This is a genomic window from Oceanobacter sp. 5_MG-2023, from assembly GCF_030548165.1.
Taxonomy (GTDB): Bacteria; Pseudomonadota; Gammaproteobacteria; order Pseudomonadales; family Oceanobacteraceae; genus Oceanobacter.
On the sequence record NZ_JAUORS010000002.1, the window covers coordinates 25,718 to 41,958 of the forward strand.

The 16,241-nt window shown below is 54.2% G+C and carries 15 protein-coding genes and 1 riboswitch; of the genes, 12 read left to right on the forward strand and 3 right to left on the reverse strand.

Annotated elements, in window-relative coordinates; translation table 11 throughout:
• Positions 1-6 precede the first annotated feature (6 nt).
• Positions 7-1,458: a hypothetical protein gene (locus tag Q4551_RS01725; RefSeq protein ID WP_303431425.1), complete on the forward strand. Its 1,452-nt coding sequence runs from the start codon at positions 7-9 to the stop codon at positions 1,456-1,458.
• Between the two features lie 192 nt (positions 1,459-1,650).
• Here Q4551_RS01725 and Q4551_RS01730 read toward each other — a convergent pair whose 3' ends face one another.
• Together Q4551_RS01730 and Q4551_RS01735 are read right to left on the reverse strand one after the other, a co-directional pair.
• A complete protein-coding gene (locus tag Q4551_RS01730; protein ID WP_303431426.1) occupies positions 1,651-2,136 on the reverse strand; it encodes a MaoC/PaaZ C-terminal domain-containing protein in 486 nt (161 codons plus the stop codon).
• Between the two features lie 166 nt (positions 2,137-2,302).
• Positions 2,303-3,247, reverse strand: a complete 945-nt coding sequence (locus Q4551_RS01735; RefSeq protein WP_303431427.1) for an alpha/beta fold hydrolase — start codon at positions 3,245-3,247, stop codon at positions 2,303-2,305.
• 311 nt (positions 3,248-3,558) lie between these two features.
• On the opposite strand from Q4551_RS01735, the gene Q4551_RS01740 reads away from it, so the two are divergent.
• Complete coding sequence (locus Q4551_RS01740; RefSeq protein ID WP_303431429.1) at positions 3,559-5,256, forward strand: AMP-binding protein; 1,698 nt, start codon at positions 3,559-3,561, stop codon at positions 5,254-5,256.
• A 110-nt stretch (positions 5,257-5,366) separates the two neighbouring features.
• Here the strand turns inward: Q4551_RS01740 and Q4551_RS01745 are convergent, their stop codons facing one another.
• Positions 5,367-6,179 (reverse strand): type IV pili methyl-accepting chemotaxis transducer N-terminal domain-containing protein, encoded by an 813-nt coding sequence (locus tag Q4551_RS01745; protein WP_303431430.1) that lies wholly within the window; start codon positions 6,177-6,179, stop codon positions 5,367-5,369.
• Between the two features lie 1,015 nt (positions 6,180-7,194).
• A riboswitch (cobalamin riboswitch) is annotated at positions 7,195-7,345 on the forward strand.
• A gap of 158 nt (positions 7,346-7,503) precedes the next feature.
• On the opposite strand from Q4551_RS01745, the gene Q4551_RS01750 reads away from it, so the two are divergent.
• The 10 genes from Q4551_RS01750 to Q4551_RS01795 all read left to right on the forward strand — a co-directional run bounded on the left by Q4551_RS01750 (position 7,504) and on the right by Q4551_RS01795 (position 16,054).
• Entirely contained in the window at positions 7,504-8,331 is an 828-nt protein-coding gene (locus Q4551_RS01750) for an ABC transporter ATP-binding protein (RefSeq protein WP_303431431.1), read from the forward strand.
• Positions 8,328-9,350 (forward strand): iron ABC transporter permease, encoded by a 1,023-nt coding sequence (locus Q4551_RS01755; protein WP_303431432.1) that lies wholly within the window; start codon positions 8,328-8,330, stop codon positions 9,348-9,350. Before Q4551_RS01750 ends, Q4551_RS01755 begins: the two co-directional genes overlap by 4 nt.
• A 28-nt stretch (positions 9,351-9,378) precedes the next feature.
• The gene (cobT, locus tag Q4551_RS01760; protein ID WP_303431433.1) at positions 9,379-10,440 is read left to right on the forward strand and encodes a nicotinate-nucleotide--dimethylbenzimidazole phosphoribosyltransferase; all 1,062 of its coding nucleotides are present in this window, start codon (positions 9,379-9,381) and stop codon (positions 10,438-10,440) included.
• On the forward strand, positions 10,440-11,234 hold the full coding sequence (gene cobS / locus Q4551_RS01765) for an adenosylcobinamide-GDP ribazoletransferase (protein WP_303431434.1): 795 nt from the start codon (positions 10,440-10,442) through the stop codon (positions 11,232-11,234). Before cobT ends, cobS begins: the two co-directional genes overlap by 1 nt.
• Positions 11,231-11,761: a bifunctional adenosylcobinamide kinase/adenosylcobinamide-phosphate guanylyltransferase gene (gene cobU, locus Q4551_RS01770; protein ID WP_303431435.1), complete on the forward strand. Its 531-nt coding sequence runs from the start codon at positions 11,231-11,233 to the stop codon at positions 11,759-11,761. Before cobS ends, cobU begins: the two co-directional genes overlap by 4 nt.
• Positions 11,758-12,432 carry a histidine phosphatase family protein gene (locus Q4551_RS01775; protein WP_303431437.1) on the forward strand — a complete coding sequence of 225 codons (675 nt, stop codon included), beginning with the start codon at positions 11,758-11,760 and terminating at the stop codon, positions 12,430-12,432. Before cobU ends, Q4551_RS01775 begins: the two co-directional genes overlap by 4 nt.
• 29 nt (positions 12,433-12,461) lie before the next feature.
• Complete coding sequence (locus Q4551_RS01780) at positions 12,462-14,021, forward strand: cobyric acid synthase (protein ID WP_303431713.1); 1,560 nt, start codon at positions 12,462-12,464, stop codon at positions 14,019-14,021.
• Positions 14,018-14,623: a cob(I)yrinic acid a,c-diamide adenosyltransferase gene (gene cobO / locus Q4551_RS01785; RefSeq protein ID WP_368501351.1), complete on the forward strand. Its 606-nt coding sequence runs from the start codon at positions 14,018-14,020 to the stop codon at positions 14,621-14,623. Before Q4551_RS01780 ends, cobO begins: the two co-directional genes overlap by 4 nt.
• Complete coding sequence (locus tag Q4551_RS01790) at positions 14,620-15,528, forward strand: cobalamin-binding protein (protein WP_303431439.1); 909 nt, start codon at positions 14,620-14,622, stop codon at positions 15,526-15,528. Before cobO ends, Q4551_RS01790 begins: the two co-directional genes overlap by 4 nt.
• A 103-nt stretch (positions 15,529-15,631) precedes the next feature.
• Positions 15,632-16,054 (forward strand): ketosteroid isomerase-related protein, encoded by a 423-nt coding sequence (locus Q4551_RS01795; RefSeq protein ID WP_303431440.1) that lies wholly within the window; start codon positions 15,632-15,634, stop codon positions 16,052-16,054.
• The last annotated feature ends 187 nt before the right edge of the window (positions 16,055-16,241 follow it).

Below are 16,241 nucleotides of genomic sequence, written 5' to 3' on the forward strand. Positions count from 1 at the left end.
CTGCTTATGAACAGACACGGCCGATGGCCATTGTTTTTAACGTTATGGATTGCGTCTCTGAAGCGGTCGTTTGCCGGGATGATTGGCGTGCTGCTGGTCGGTTGCTGTGGTTATGCTTCGTGCCAGGCAGACTCAATCCGGCCACTGGATGCCAGACAACAGCAGGCCGTTACCGATGAAATCCTGATGATGTTGTACCAAGGAAAGGATAAGCAGCTACAAGCCGCCAGCGATAGCCTGTTGGCGCAAGGTCCCCGGTTAACTCCACCGCTGCAGCGGCTGGCGCAATATGCCCGTGTCCGGTTTCTACTGGCGGAAGGCCAGCCGGATAGCCTGAGTGATGCCATGGATGTGTCATCAGGAATGGCGATTACCCACGGCGACCTGGCAGAGGGCCAGTTTGGCTTGGGCCTGCTGGCCCGACTGGATGTGATCCTGGCTGCGAGACAGCTGGGCGTCAAACCGGAATTACAGGTGTTTCTGCTGCAGACTTTGCAGCAGGCACTGGCGGATGCTGGCGGAGTGACGGAGCGTGAGACATCCAATCTGATGGCTTCTGTGCAAGTCATGGTGTGGATGGCGCAGTGGCAAGCCGGTGAGACGGTCGAAATGGAGAGGTTGTCGCAGCGGATTCCCCTGGATTCTCCCTGGTATGTGACGGCTCTGGTGTTAAGGGTGGTGCAGCCTTTGCTGCCGCTTGCCAGTGGCAGCAGGGATTGGTTGCAAGCGCTCTCTGCCACCACGACTGGATGGGTCGCAGATCCGGCCAGACTGGATCTGTTCCATCTGGATCAGGCGATGTTGCAGTTGCAGGTGCTGAATACCATGGGGGGAGCGTCGATGCGGCCGGTGTTGTTGCAGGCGTTATCCTTGCGATTACAGCAGCATATTGACGCTGTGCGGCAATGGCAGCACCCCGAACGTCTGGAGCAATTGTTACAGCACTGGTTGGGACAAGGAATGATGCCGGACAGCGCCGAAGCGGATGAACGTTTTCGTGCGTTTGTGGGGTGTCCGGCAGCCGGATTGATTGCTGCTGGGCGTCATGACAGTAGGCACTGCCAGAGTCTGCCGCTCCGTTATTTGAACCAGGCTGTACGGTCCCAGACGTTGCGTGCAGCCTGGGTCGATCGTCAGGAGTCGCAGGGGTTGCGAACACGCCTGGCAGCCCTGGCAGAGGTAACACAGCGGCTGGTGCCTGACGCTCGGGTATTGGTGGCCGGAGCGGCAGATGACAGCCGCACTGAGAAGGTCAGTGAAGACAATGGCGAAGGGCTGGAGGATGAGACCCTGTTGCGTGGCAGGCAGGCGGCCTATCAGTCACAGGCAGATTACTACTATCAACTGTCACAGCGACACGTGTATCTGAGTTTGTTGGTGTACCTGGCAGAGGAGCATCAGCGTTTGGCCAGTTATCTTCAGGTTGTGCAACAACAACAGGCGGAGCTGGTACAGTAAAAATCGGAATTATACCGTTATCTTTCTGGTGCTGGTTTTGAAGTTCTTGTTTTGCTTGTTCTGCGATTATTTGTTTGTTGCCCGGGATTGGGGCTATGGGGCTAAGTGCTCTGCAAAGGCATACCGGACCTGTGTGGTATGCCGATGCAGAGCGACCGCCTGTTACTGGCGGTCGGTCAAATCAATAACCCACTATTTGCCAGCTGGCTGGGTGATGGTGATTTCTGGCAGATCCGGCATGTCGATGGTCATTTTTTCGCTTGGAGCCAGGATAAAAGCTTCTCCGGTTACGACCGCTTTATCATTCTGGTTGGTGATGGTGGTGTCGATAACAACCTGGTTACGATCCCGCTTTTCTTTTACCCTCAGTGTCACGGTGACGGTATCTCCAATCATGATCGGGCGTTTGAACTGGGCATTCTGGCCCAGATAAATTGTGCCTGGCCCTGGCAGTTCCATTCCCAAAGCAGCTGAAATCAGAGCGCCGGAGTACATGCCGTGGGCGATTTGGCCTTTGAACTGGGTGGTCGCGGCAAAAACCGGATCAAGGTGGAGAGGGTTGTGGTCACCAGAGACGATGGCAAACAGCTGCAGATCGCGCTCATCAATGGTGTGGGTGCGCTGGCAGCTGTCGCCGATGTTCAGTTCTTCGTAGGTGCGATTGGTGATGGTTTCCATGATATACATCCGATGTCAGAGGTGAAAAATGACCAGTTCTGGTCGTTGGAATATAAGTGGACGGCAAGAGTGTAACGTGAAATCCAGCGCTCAATGCACCATTCACAGGTCATTTGCCATGCTATTGATCAGGATCACTTACTGCTGTTGATCCCGGTAGAGTGGATCAACCCAAGTGGTTTTGTAGCCATGCCAGCAGGTCAGACTGCACTTGCCCGGCATTGGTTTCATTCAGCATTTCATGGCGTCCGCCAGGGTATAACAGCGTGCTGATCTGATCATGGCCGCTGCGATGTAAGGCATGGTCGAGCGCTCGGATACCTCGGCCATATTGACCGACCGGGTCCTGATCGCCAGATAACAATAAGACAGGCAGCTGCGGTGGGATCGATGCCAGTGCGTTCTCCCGGGTGATGTTTGTCAGAGCGGTGAACAGGTTTTGCCAGAAGCCGGCGCTGCAATCAAAGCCGCACAAGGGATCGGTACGGTATTGCTGGCGCTGGTTGGCGTCGCGTGTCAGCCAGTCCCAGCGGCCAGAAGCCTGTTTGATCTGCTGGTTGTATCCGGCAAAGGCCAGTGCCCCGAGTAACGCTGAGGGTTTTTCCGCGGTATGCCAGTGTGCAATGACAGAGGCAACGATGTAACCCAGTTGGCAGCGCCAGCGTGCAGGGTAACCACTGCCCGATAATACCAAGCCTGCCAGACCTTCCACAGGGTGCATCGCTGTTGTTAATACCACAAACGATCCCATGGAGTGACCCAGCAAAATAACCGGGGTCGATTCCGGCAGTGTGGCCAAAGCTATCTGGCGAGCCTGGTTGGCATCGTTGATCAGTTGTTGCCAGCCGGTGCTGGTGTGGTGATGGCCGACGGGCAGGTGGCCGAGCGGCTGACGTTCTCCATGACCTTGGTGATTATGTGCCAGCACAGCGTAACCGGATGCAGCCAGTTTGCGGATCAAGGGTTGATAACGGCGCCAGTGTTCTGCCATGCCGTGATATATCTGGATCAGGGCCGTTGGCTCAGTGCCCGGCATAAACAGCTGGGCAGCAAATGTCTGACCGCTATCACTGGCTATACTGAAAGTATGCGCAGGGCTGACATCGTTCATGAAATATTCCTTTCCGTCGATAGTTGTCCCGGTTCGTGATTGTGTGGCAATCAAAAGCGGGGCGAAATGGTCGTGCAGGCGGCTGCAGGTTGTCTATATTGTACTATCCACGGGCCAGAACGGTATCGAATCGGTAATTCAGTATTGATTTGGGAAACAGTTTTTTGCCTGAAATTCAAAAGATGGTTACAATTCCAGATTCTGACTCACTAATTGTTTATGACGCGCTCCGCATTCTGAGCGTTATCGCGAAATAAACGAGCAGACAACGACGTATAAGAATAACCAATGTTGGGGTGTAAGGGGGCGGTATGAACGAGCAGTTCTTCCAGGAACGCTATCCGGAAAATTATCCAGGCACGATTGATGCCGATAAATACAATTCAGTCATCGAGCTTTTTGATCGCTTTGTGAAAAAATTTGCTGATCGTCCTGCTTTTATGTGCCTGGGACATACGCTGAGCTACCAGGACTTGGATGTATTGAGTGCACAATTTGCCAGCTATCTGCAGCATGAGCTGGGTTTGCAGCCTGGTGAACGTATTGCCATTCAATTGCCAAATATTTTGCAGTACCCCATTGTGGTTTTTGGTGCCATGCGGGCAGGGCTGGTGGTTGTGAACACCAATCCACTCTACACCGAGCGGGAAATGGAGCACCAGTTCAACGACTCTGGAGCCAAGGCGCTGGTGGTGCTGGCTAATATGGCCGACAAGGCCGAAAAGATACTCAGTGATACGGGGATCCAGCACGTTATTGTCACGGAAGTGGCCGATTTGCATCCAGGGTTAAAACGGATGCTGATCAATGGCATGGTGAAGTACGTCAAGAAACAGGTGCCGGACTATCATTTGCCCGGTGCGGTGACATTGCGGGCGGCCCTGGCGAAAGGTACAAAGCGCCCTTGTCAGCCGTATCCGTCTGCCGGCAATGATGTGGCGGTGCTGCAATACACCGGCGGTACCACCGGGGTGGCCAAAGGCGCGATGCTGACGCACCGAAACCTGATCGCCAATATGTTGCAGTGTCATGGCTTGTTTGTGATGGCATTGGATGAAGGGGTGGAGAGGGTGGTAGCACCGCTACCGCTGTACCATATTTACGCCTTTACGGTGCATTGTATGGTGCTGCTTGAAACCGGGAACTGTTCTTTGCTGATTCCCAATCCCAGAGATATTCCAGGGTTTGTCAAAACCCTGCAGCAGCACCGGTTTTCAGCGTTTGTGGGCTTGAATACCCTGTTTGTGGCCATGTGTAATCAGGAAAAATTCCGGCAACTGGATTTTTCTGGCCTTAAATTGACGATCTCCGGTGGCATGGCGTTGACCACAACCGCTGCCGAACAATGGAAAAAAGTCACCGGTAATGATATTGCCGAGGGTTACGGCATGACAGAAACGTCACCGGTAGTGTCGTTTAATCCGCCAGGACATATCCAGCTGGGCAGTATTGGTATGCCGGTGTCGAGTACCCTCTGCATTACCGTGGATGATGATGGCCATGAGTTGCCGTTGGGAGAACGGGGCGAGTTGTGCGTTAAAGGGCCACAGGTCATGAAAGGCTACTGGAAACGGGAAGCGGCGACCGATGAGGCATTTTTGCCAGGGGCTGATGGTTTGCCTGCCCGCGAATGGCTGCGCACTGGGGATATTGCCGTGATCCAGGATGATGGCTATATGCGTATTGTGGATCGCAAGAAAGACATGATTATTGTCTCCGGCTTTAATGTGTATCCGAACGAGGTTGAAGATGTTATTGCCGATCACCCCGAGGTGATGGAAGTGGCTGCTATTGGTGTGCCGGATCTGAAAAGCTCAGAAGCCGTCAAGGTCTTTGTTGTGGTGAAGTCTGAACTCAGTGAGGCGGATTTGCGCCACTGGTGCAAAGAGCGTCTGACCAATTACAAGGTACCTAAATATGTGGAATTCCGTACTGAATTACCAAAAACCAATGTTGGTAAAATACTCCGGCGTGAGCTGAGAGCAGAAGAGCTTGCCCAGTCCCGCTGAAGAAGGTACTCGGCTGGTATGATGGCTAACTAAAAAAGCGGATAAGGGAGAACCCTTATCCGCTTTTTTATGCGGGTCTGAGCCGCGATGGAGGCTTCAGAACGGCTGGCTCAGGACTGGTCCGGGCGTTCTTCCCCAACAATAATCGCTTCATACTGGCTGGTGATCTTATCCAGCTTTACCAGTAATGTTTCAGTCACTTCCTGAATATGTGGCACATCCTTACGCTTGTCGGCACTGTCCTGAAACAGTTTGAACGTCGCTTTGGATGCCATCCAGAAGGATGCAGCGGCTTCCAGCGATGCCGCCAGTTGTGGCGTGGTCAGACGGGAATGCATCAACTCACGCAGGGTGTGATCAAACAGCGCAATGGTGGCGTCGAGATCGTAATGGATCCAGTCGTTGTCATAGCCCCAGTAAATAGCCACACAGTTTCTGGCAATTCGCTGGGATAGCATACGCTGTCTGCCTGCGAGGTAGGCCATTTTGGCGATGTTATCGCCTTCATGTTCTGCCTTGCTGCGGGCAATATCATCACAGAGGGCGAGCAAGCGGTCATTATCTTGCATCAGGTTGCCAACCAGATTGAGGTCTGGCTGTGCCAGAATCTGGGGTTGGTGGATATCCCAAATGGCCTGCGTGTTGGCCAACAGCTTCTGCATCGCTTCGTCGTGATCTTCTTTTTTCAGTTGTTCCAGGCGCTGGTTAAACAGCATGACGCTCACATCGCGCTGGCTGTGGGCCGAACGAGTACTCACCCCTGCGCCAAGCATCAGATGATCTTTCATCATCCTCTGGCTAAGCATGATCAGACTGCCTGTTATAGCCACAACACTATTGGCTCTGTTAGCGGTGTAGTTGTTCTTTTTAGGTCGTTTGATCCAGAAAAACCAGATCAACACAACAATGAAGATCAGAAGCATTTGAATTCCTCCGCGAATTCTCTTCATGTGCCGTTTGGTCTTGACTACCAGGAGGGCTGGCGTTTGCCAACCTGGAGAAATAACAGTCAGGTGGTTTGATTGCTCTACAATGCAGCAAAAAATGATCTTATCGAAGGCCTGAGTCAATGAATGATTTCATCTGAGGTCATTTCGAACGTTAACTTTTTTTGTGGCCTGCCTTCTATCGCAACATGGCGGTATAGGTCTGATTTTTTGTCTAGTACATGACCGACCCTGGTGCAAAATATCACTTTACATCAGGATGAGTAGGCCTGGATTGTTACATGCACCTGAGACGCTGGAATATCCCTGTTGTTTCTCAGGATGGATGTAATGCCTTTTTTTACATATCTTTACTGTATTTTGATACTTGTTGTGTCTCTTGTTGGGCAATGGATTTCTTGTCAGAAACCACCTTGCCAGCGGCGATGTATCGATGCCCAAAAGAACCTTTGCTGCTTACAAGGATAGTGGAATTATTCACCAGTCGGCTTAATTTTGCACGAAATGAGTGCTGGGTCTGATTTTGTAATTATCTTTGGGTGATGTGGTATTTTTCTGCTACCAGTAGCTGTAAAGAAGCTTCAACTGTTTGTTTTTAATTAAAATTTAATAATTTTTATATGTTTTTGTCATATTTTCAGGTTTTTCCGGCTGTTTTATACAGCATCGAAATTAACAGAGTAAGAATTATAATAAGAATAAGACGCCTTTTTGGTTGGTGTTGTCTCGATGTGGGTGTTTTCTGTTGCTGTACTGAGAAGGCAGGGAAATCCTGCCGTGATTGGCGCGGACTGTTTGTGGCGAAGCAAGGCGGGATGACCGGTTGCGTCATGAAATGTCAGTGTTGACTGCTGTGAGGCGATGTGACGCGCATCGCCATAATGAGCGGTAACGCTGTGGCAGGTGATGACAGGTGATGCTGCAAGTGGATGGTAACTGGCTGAACCCCTGAATCGATTCGCTATCGTATGGTTTTTGCTTTGCTGATATAGTCCTGCGCTATCAAACAGGTGTTGGGCTGCTCTGGCGGCTTAACGTAATTGGGAATCCGGTGTGAGTCCGGAACTGTACCCGCAACTGTAATTCTGTGGCCGTGATGGGCCAGGAAAAGTCAGATACCTCCCTGGAATGGTTCTCTGCCCTGTCTCGACTAACGTCGTGCACGGGTGAATGAATGATTCAGTCTCTTGAATTTTGTTCGTGCGGGAAGACACGAACCATCTCCTTTCCCTGTGGATGCACATGTCGGCACGGTGTTGATGGTCTTGCTTCGTACGGCTTACTTTTGTCGGATATCTCCATGGTTGGTTGTTCCGGTCTGGCGGTCAATAAGCTGGTGCTCACGATTGATCAACAGCCGATTCTGAAACAGATCTCTTTTGCGTTAAAGCGTGGCTCGGTACTGGGCGTGCTGGGCCCTAACGGGGCGGGCAAAACCAGTTTGCTGCTGGCGTTGTCCGGTCAGTTGTCTGGCGCCGGTACTGTGTGCTGGCGTGACCAATTGGTCGCGGATTACCGCTTGAGTCAACGGGCGCGGCGGATTGCTGTTGTGCATCAGCTTAATGATACGGTGTTTGCGCTCAGCCTGCGGCAAATGGTACGCATGGGATTATTGCCGCATCAGTCCTGGTTGGGGCGACAGACCCAGGAGGACGACCAATGTATCGAACAAGCGTTAGATCGTGTTGGTCTGGCGACAAAAGCCGATCAGGTGTTTGCCTCTTTGTCTGGTGGTGAACAGCAGCGCGGCTTGATTGCCCGGGCACTGGTGCAACGGGCAGAACTGATTGTGCTCGATGAACCGGTCAATCATCTGGATGTGTATTACCAGCACGATGTGCTGGCTTTGCTGGGGCAATTGGCTCGGGATAACGGCCTGACCGTGGTGATGAGTTTGCACGATCTTAATCTGTCGGCACATTACTGCGACCAGTTGTTGTTATTGGATCATGGCGAACAAGTGGCTTATGGCACACCGTCGCAGGTATTGGAGCCTGGGCGTTTGCAGCAGGTATTTCGTTTGCCTTGTGCGGTACGTCACGATGCCGGAGCGTTGCGGGTCGATTTTTCACCACCAGCACCGATGGCTCAGACCGTCGCTCCGACGGGGCAGGATCAAGCCATATGAGATATCGCTGGATAATCCTGATCGCGGTGGCGTTGTTGTCGCCGTTGGCGGCGTTGTTTTTTGGGTCTGCCGACCTGCCTTTTAATACCGTTTGGCGTTGTCTCGCCGGTTTGCCGGTCGATCCTCTGGACCAATTGATCTTTACTGACCTGCGGTTGCCGCGGGTTGCTGCAGGCGTATTGGTTGGTGCTGGATTGGCCATTGCCGGTGCCTCATTACAGAACGTAACCCGTAACGGCCTTGCCGATCCTTATCTGTTTGGTGTAGTCGCCGGTGCCGGCTTGGGGGCCAGTGTGGTCACCGTGTTGATGGGTACGATGCTGTCACAGCAGCCGTTGCTGGCCTGGCTGCTGGGCTGGTTGCCGGTCGGCACGGCCTTGCCGTTGGCCGCGTTTGGTGGTGCCTTGTTTGCGGTGATGCTGGTTCAGGTTCTGGCTATTACTTCGTTCGCCCGCAGTTCCGAGCAGTTGTTGTTGGGCGGGGTGGCGATTTCGTTGATGCTGGGTTCACTCACCCATTTTATTCTGTTTATCGGTGAGCCTTTTGCTGCCAACAAGGTGCTGTTCTGGCTGATGGGCAGCCTGGGGCGGGTTGAAAGCAGTCAATTATGGCTGTTGTTCCCTGTGGTGTTGGTCAGCAGTGGTGTACTGCTGCTGCTTGGGCGTCATTTTGATGCCATGTTGCTGGGGGATGACAACGCTCGCACGCTGGGAGTGGATGCCGTACGCCTACGGGCGCTGGCACTGGTGATCTGTGCTGCCTTGACCGCTGCAGTCGTGGCGTATTGTGGTGGTATCGGTTTTGTTGGCCTGATGATTCCCCATATTGTGCGACGCTGGCTGGGCGTTACGACCCGAACGCTGATCGCAGGCTGTTTGTTGCTCGGCAGTACCTTTCTGGTTTGGGTGGATGTGATTGCCCGTTCGGCAGTCGCCAGCCAGGAAATTCCCATCGGTATTATTACCTCTGCTTTGGGCAGCGTCTTTTTTCTGTTGGTTATGCGTCAGCGGCTGGCCTGATCAGAGCTGACTGGAGTTTCGTTTATTTATGCATACGGTTTCTTTTGATATTCCAGCACTCGGACAGGCTGGTCAGGCGCAGATACAACAACGGATTGATCAGAAAACCAAACCTCCGGGGGCATTGGGGGCGTTGGAAGTACTGGCCGCCCAACTGGCCCAGATCCAACAACTGGATGGCGGCGACGAGGAAATCCGGATCACCCGGCCAACCATGCTGGTGTTTGCTGCTGACCATGGTATTGCTCGTCATCCCGTCAGTATTGCCCCTCAGGCTGTTACCAGACAAATGGTGCTGAATTTTCTGGCTGGTGGGGCGGCTATCAACTGCTTTTGTCAATCCAGTGATATGGCCTTGCAAGTGATTGATGCCGGAGTGATTCAGCCGCTGGAAGCTGATCATCGGTCACTGTTACGGCGTCGGGTTGGCCCGGGTAGTGCCGATTTTTCGGCCCAGTCAGCCATGACGGCAGAGCAGTACCAGCGCGCGTTATACCTGGGTGCAGACGTGGCCCGCGAGGTGATTGCCCAAGGCAGTAATGTGCTGGGGCTGGGTGAGATGGGTATTGGGAATACCAGCTCCGCCTCCGCGTTACTGGCACTGGCAGAAAACCTGGCAGTCGAGCAAGTCATTGGCCGGGGGACGGGCATTAATGATGATCAGCTGTTGCTCAAGAGTGAACTGGTGGGCCGGGGTGTGCAGCGGGTTCGGGCAGCGTATGCCGATGCCAGTCCGGCGGTTGCATTGCAGGAAGTGGGTGGTTTTGAAATCGTCCAGATCGTTGGAGCCATACTGGCGGCGGCGGCGCAACGGACGGTCATTCTGGTGGATGGCTTTATTGTCACGGTTGCAGCGCTACTGGCCTGTCGGATGGAACCCGGCTGTCGGGACTATATGGTGTTCTGCCATCATTCTGCGGAACCGGCACATCGTTTGGCGCTGCAGGCCCTGGAAGCCAACCCCTTGCTGGATCTTGGGCTGCGACTGGGCGAAGGCACCGGCGCCGCTTTGGCATTACCCTTGTTGCGGGCCGCAGCAGGTTTTTATAACCAGATGGCCAGCTTTGCCAGCGCCGGGGTCGAGGTCTGATGTCGAGTCTTCTGATGCAGTTACGCCAGCATTGGCAGTTATTACAGTTGGCAATCGGGTTTTTGACCCGTTTGCCAATGAGTAGTCAGTTGCTATATAGCCCTGACAGAATGCACAGTGCCTTGGGTTACTTTCCGTTGGTGGGGTGGCTGCTGGGGTTGTTATTGATGCCGGTGTATCTGCTGGCAGAAACCGGATTAGGTATGGCTCCAGCGGTATGTGTGCTGTTGATAACCAGCCTGTTATTGACCGGTGCCTTGCACGAAGATGGCCTGGCGGATTGTTTTGATGGCTTTTATGGGGGCCTGGATCAGCCTCACAAACTCCGCATTCTCAAAGACAGCCGACTGGGCACGTATGGCAGCAGTGCGCTGTTGTTGGCGTTGCTGTTCAAGTACCTGTTGCTGGTCGCCCTGGCAGAACAGGGCGAATTACTACTGGCGTTATTGATTGGTTATCCCTTGTCGCGGGCGATGGCGATTACCCATGCCCAGGATTTGCCGTATGTATCGGCACCGGGAACCAGTAAAAGCGATCCGCTGGCGCAACCCATGAACACCGCCTTGTTGATGCAGGTACTGGTGACGGGAGCGGCGGGACTGCTGTGGTTGCCGTTCTGGTCGGCATGGGTGCTGGTGATTGCTGTTGTGGTCATGCGATGGTGGCTGAAACGTTGGATGAGCAAACATCTGTACGGTTTTACGGGGGATAGCCTCGGTGCTGCCCAGCAATTGCAGGAGTTGCTGATTTATAGCGTTTTGCTGGCCCTTGCGAATGGCGGGCAACTGGCATGATTCATTTGATACTGGGAGGCGCTCGCTCGGGCAAATCCCGTTACGGCCTGTCTGTTGCCAGTGATCTGGCAGCCCGGCAACAGGTGAACAAATATTTTGTCGCCACTGCCACGTCATTCGACGATGAAATGCAGCATCGGATTGAGCGGCACCAGCAGGAGCGAGGAAAGGATTGGCCGCTGGCCGAAGTCCCGCTGGCGCTGCCTGAGTATTTGGCGCAGCAGTCCGGCCCGGGTGTGATGCTGGTGGACTGCCTGACGTTATGGCTAAACAACCAGTTTTATCATTTTCCTGAGCAGGATTTCCCCGCCTTGTTTCAGTCGTTGACCGAGGCATTACAACAGTGCCCGTTGGATGTGGTGCTGATTGCCAATGAAATCGGTTTGGGCGTGATACCGGCTGGCGATGTCAGTCGAAGGTTTGTCGATCAGGCAGGCTGGCTAAATCAGGCAGTGGCGGCAATCGCCGACCGGGTCACGCTGGTGGTGGCTGGTATTCCCGTGATTGTAAAGGAGGTGCAAGCATGACAACCGATATAACAACAGGCGATACGATTATTGACCTGGTTCGACACGGTGCCGTGGACGGTGAGGCGGCCTTGTATGGCCGTTTTGATATTGCACTCAGCCCCGTCGGTTGGCGGCAGCTGGAGCAGGCATTGGCCGCGATTACTGCTGCGGATACAAGCATAGACGCGATCATTAGCTCTCCACTACAGCGATGTCAGGCGTTTGCTGCTCACTGGGCGCAACAACAAGGAATGGCGCTGGATATTGTTCCGGCGTTGCGGGAGTACGATTTTGGCGATTGGGACGGTATTCCATTTACCACCCTGTTTGGTCCCCCGGAAGATAACCCGGATGGCTGGAGCGAACTGGAAGCCTTTGCCCAGTTTCCGGCCGGTAATCCACCACCGGGAGGCGAACGCATCGAACAGGTGTACGAACGGGTGGTACAGGGCTGGCAGCAAATAACGGAGCAGCATGGGGGGCAGCATGTGGTAGTGATGTGCCACGGTGCTGTGATTCGCCTGATTCTGGGTTACTTGCTACCGGTCGACTGGCGGGATGGCAACTGGTATTCCTCGCTGGCGATTCATTATGGCAGTCGCACCCGTATCCGCCTTTCGCCGCACCCTGACGTGGCACCGGTGGTGGAGTGTATCGGCTGGTTGCCTGCGGGCAGTGAGTCGTGCTGAATCATACCTGGCGATCCCCGGACACACTGATGGTGCAAGGCACCACCTCGGATGCCGGTAAAAGCTTGCTGGTGGCGGGCCTGTGCCGTTGTTTCCACAATCTTGGTATCGCGGTGGCGCCGTTCAAACCACAAAATATGGCTCTGAACAGTGCCGTGACCGCGTCCGGAGGTGAAATTGGCCGGGCTCAGGCACTCCAGGCCAAAGCCGCACGACTGGTACCCCATGTCGATATGAATCCGGTGCTGCTCAAACCCCATTCAGACACCGGAGCCCAGGTCATTATTCATGGCAAGGCCATTACCGATATGGAAGCCGCGGCCTATCACGATTACAAGACCACCGCGATGACCGCGGTACTGGCATCCCACCAGCGCTTGCAGCAGCAGTACGAACTGATCGTGGTGGAAGGGGCGGGCAGTCCGGCAGAAATCAACTTGCGCGACCGGGATATTGCCAATATGGGGTTCGCTGAAGCCGTTGACTGCCCGGTGATTATTATTGCCGATATTGATCGGGGCGGCGTGTTTGCCCAGCTGGTGGGGACATTGGAGCTGTTATCTGAGACCGAACAGCAGCGGGTGGCGGGCTTTGTGATCAACAGGTTTCGCGGAGATATCGGGTTGTTGCAACCGGGCCTGGACTGGCTGCAACAACGCACGGGCAAACCGGTGCTGGGCGTTTTGCCTTACCTTATGAACCTTGGTGCTGCGGCAGAAGATGCCATTGACACCGAGCAGCAACTTGATCACACCGACATTCGCTTGCGGGTACGTGTGCCGGTGCTGTCGCGTATCAGTAATCACACCGATTTTGACATGCTGCGCCAGCACCCGCAGGTAGACTTTGCTTATGTCGGGCCAGGGCAGCCATTAACCGGCGCTGATCTGATTATTTTGCCCGGCAGTAAAAACGTCCGGGCCGAACTGGACCTGTTACGTAAGGGGCGTTGGGCCGGCGATATCGCCCGCCATCTGCGATATGGCGGCAAGGTGATGGGTATTTGTGCAGGCTATCAGCTGTTAGGGGAAGCCATTCATGATCCCGAAGGTGTCGAAGGCCCGGCGGGCAGTGCAACAGGCCTGGGTTACCTGCCGATTACAACACGACTGTTCCCGGACAAATCCCTCACCAACGATCATGGCCAGTTGCTGTTGTATGACGATCATCACCAGATTGTAGCGCCGCCGATGCGGGTGCCAGTGACCGGTTATCAAATACACGTCGGACGGAGTCATTATCTTGAGCCATCGACGGCCCGGCCATTTGCACAACTGGATTCCGGCAAGAACCAACTGGACGGCTGTTATAGCGCCGACGATCAGGTGGCTGGAACCTATCTGCATGGGGTTTTTGATACTCCATCTGCCTTGCAGTCCATTCTGGCCTGGGCCGGTGCCAGCACTGACCGGATTGACGATTATCAGCAACAACAGGAGCAGGCGCTGGATCGTATTGCCGCTGCCTGTGCCGAACATCTTGATATCCCGGCGTTGCTGGCGTTTAGCTCGGCATCCAGGCCCCAAGTACCCACTCAAGAAAACAGCCAAGAAAACAGCCATCATCCATTATCAGGGAGCAACCCGTGAGCCAGCCACTCGATAAAAATGCAACACACAAAGCCAAAATGCAGCAACAGCAAGCCACCGTCGCCGAACGGGTCAAGGCTGCACAGGAAAAACGCGGCACACTGATCGTGATCACCGGTAATGGCAAGGGCAAGTCCACGTCCGGTTTTGGCACCATTGTGCGGGCACTGGGCTACGACTATAAAACAGCCGTTGTACAGTACGTTAAAGGCACCTGGCCCTGTGGCGAGCGAGATCTGCTACAACAACTGGGGGTGCCATTTCATGTGATGGGGACCGGGTTTACCTGGGATACTCAGGATCGGGAAAAAGACATTGCCGCGGCACAAGAAGCCTGGGCGGCCAGCAAGGTATTTCTGGCGGACCCGGATATTCATGTGCTGTTGCTGGATGAACTGACCTATATGCTCAGTTTCGAGTACCTGGATATTGACGAGGTTCTCGACGCTCTGGCCAATCGCCCGGTTGAACAAACCGTGGTGATTACCGGTCGGGATGCGCATCCCCGGTTGATTGAACTGGCCGATACCGTCAGTGAAGTACAGCCGATCAAACATGCGTTTGACGCCGGTATCAAGGCCCGTAAAGGAGTCGATTGGTGAGATTGGTTCATGGTATTGGCGGGCTCTGGCTGGCCACGGTCTTGGCGGTGCAGACCGCACTCGCCATGTCAGCCGGGACAGCACCTCAAGCTGTTTCGGTGACGCCTGCCGCTGCTGTGGCCGCCGACCGTCAGCGGTTGCGTATTATTGCGCTGGCGCCACATATCGTAGAGCTGCTTTATGCCATTGGTGCCGGTGAACAGATTATCGGCACCACCGAATACGCCAACTACCCTGAGGCGGCCAATCACATTCCCCGAGTGGGGTCGTACGCTGGTTTGCAGATTGAAAAAATCCTGCAAATGAAACCGGATCTGATCATCGCCTGGGGCACCGGGAACCCGTTGCCGGATCTGGAGCGACTGCAGCACTATGGTCTGCCCGTGGTGTATTCCGAAGTGACCCGACTGGATGATGTGGCCAGCGAGTTGCGCCACTTTGGCCAGCTTACCGGCCATGAAAAGCGTGCCGAGCAGCAAGCGCTGGCGTATGAGCAACGCTTGCAGCAATTACGCCATCGCTTTGCAGGTAAAGCTCCGGTGCGCGTGTTTTACGAACTCTGGTCGCGACCGCTGACCACGGTGGCGGGTAACGCCTGGCCACAGCAACAGTTGATCCTGTGCGGTGCACACAACCCTTTTGCCAGTCTGGATCAGGATTACCCCGGTGTTGGTCTGGAGCAGGTGATTGTGTCGGCTCCGGAAGTCATTATCCAGCCAAGCCACAATACAAACGACAACAGCAATATTGACGCTGATGCGGTTAACTGGAGTCGCTGGCCAACTATTCCAGCGGTGAAAAACCAGCAAATGATTCATCCGAATGCCGACAAGTTACACCGCATGACGCCACGGGCGCTGGATGAAATTCAAGTGCTGTGTGAACAGATCGATCGTGCCCGATAAAACCGTCGGCATAAAAACACTTTTTCGTGATGACAGGCCTGATCACGGCCTGTCCCAGTCGTAGTAATCTCGGTCAGTCTGTTACTTATGAGAATGACTGCCTATGACCCGTTCCCACACTGAAGCACTGATTTTCAACTACTACCAAGCGTTTAATCAACGCGATATGACGACCTTTCTGGATTTGCTGACGGCGGATGTGATCCACGATATCAACCAGAGCGAACGAGAAATTGGCAAGGAAGCCTTTGCGCGCTTTATGGAGCGAATGAGCCGGCACTACCAGGAAACGCTGAAAGATATTGTGATTCTCAGCAGCCCCGACGGCGAACGTGCCGCAGCTGAATTTGTGGTGCATGGCGAATACCTGCTCACGGATGATGGCTTGCCCGCCGCCAATGGCCAGCGTTATGTATTGCCTGCCGGGGCGTTTTTTGATGTTCAGAATGGCAAAATTGCCCGCGTCAGCAACTACTACAACCTCGACGACTGGATTCGCCAGGTCACCGAGGTGGCTGCAGACTGATGTGCTTCAGGGCTTGCTGCGCCTGGGGCGGGTCAGCCGGGTACGTTTGAGGCGCCAGTCAGGGATAACAGGATTCTGCCAGGAAGGCCCAAAATACGGCCAGAATGCAGCGGATATTGTGCTGGCATGAAAATATCCGCTGCGGTGCCTGTGCCGGTTTCTGAATCATTCCAGTGGCTGGCCGTGA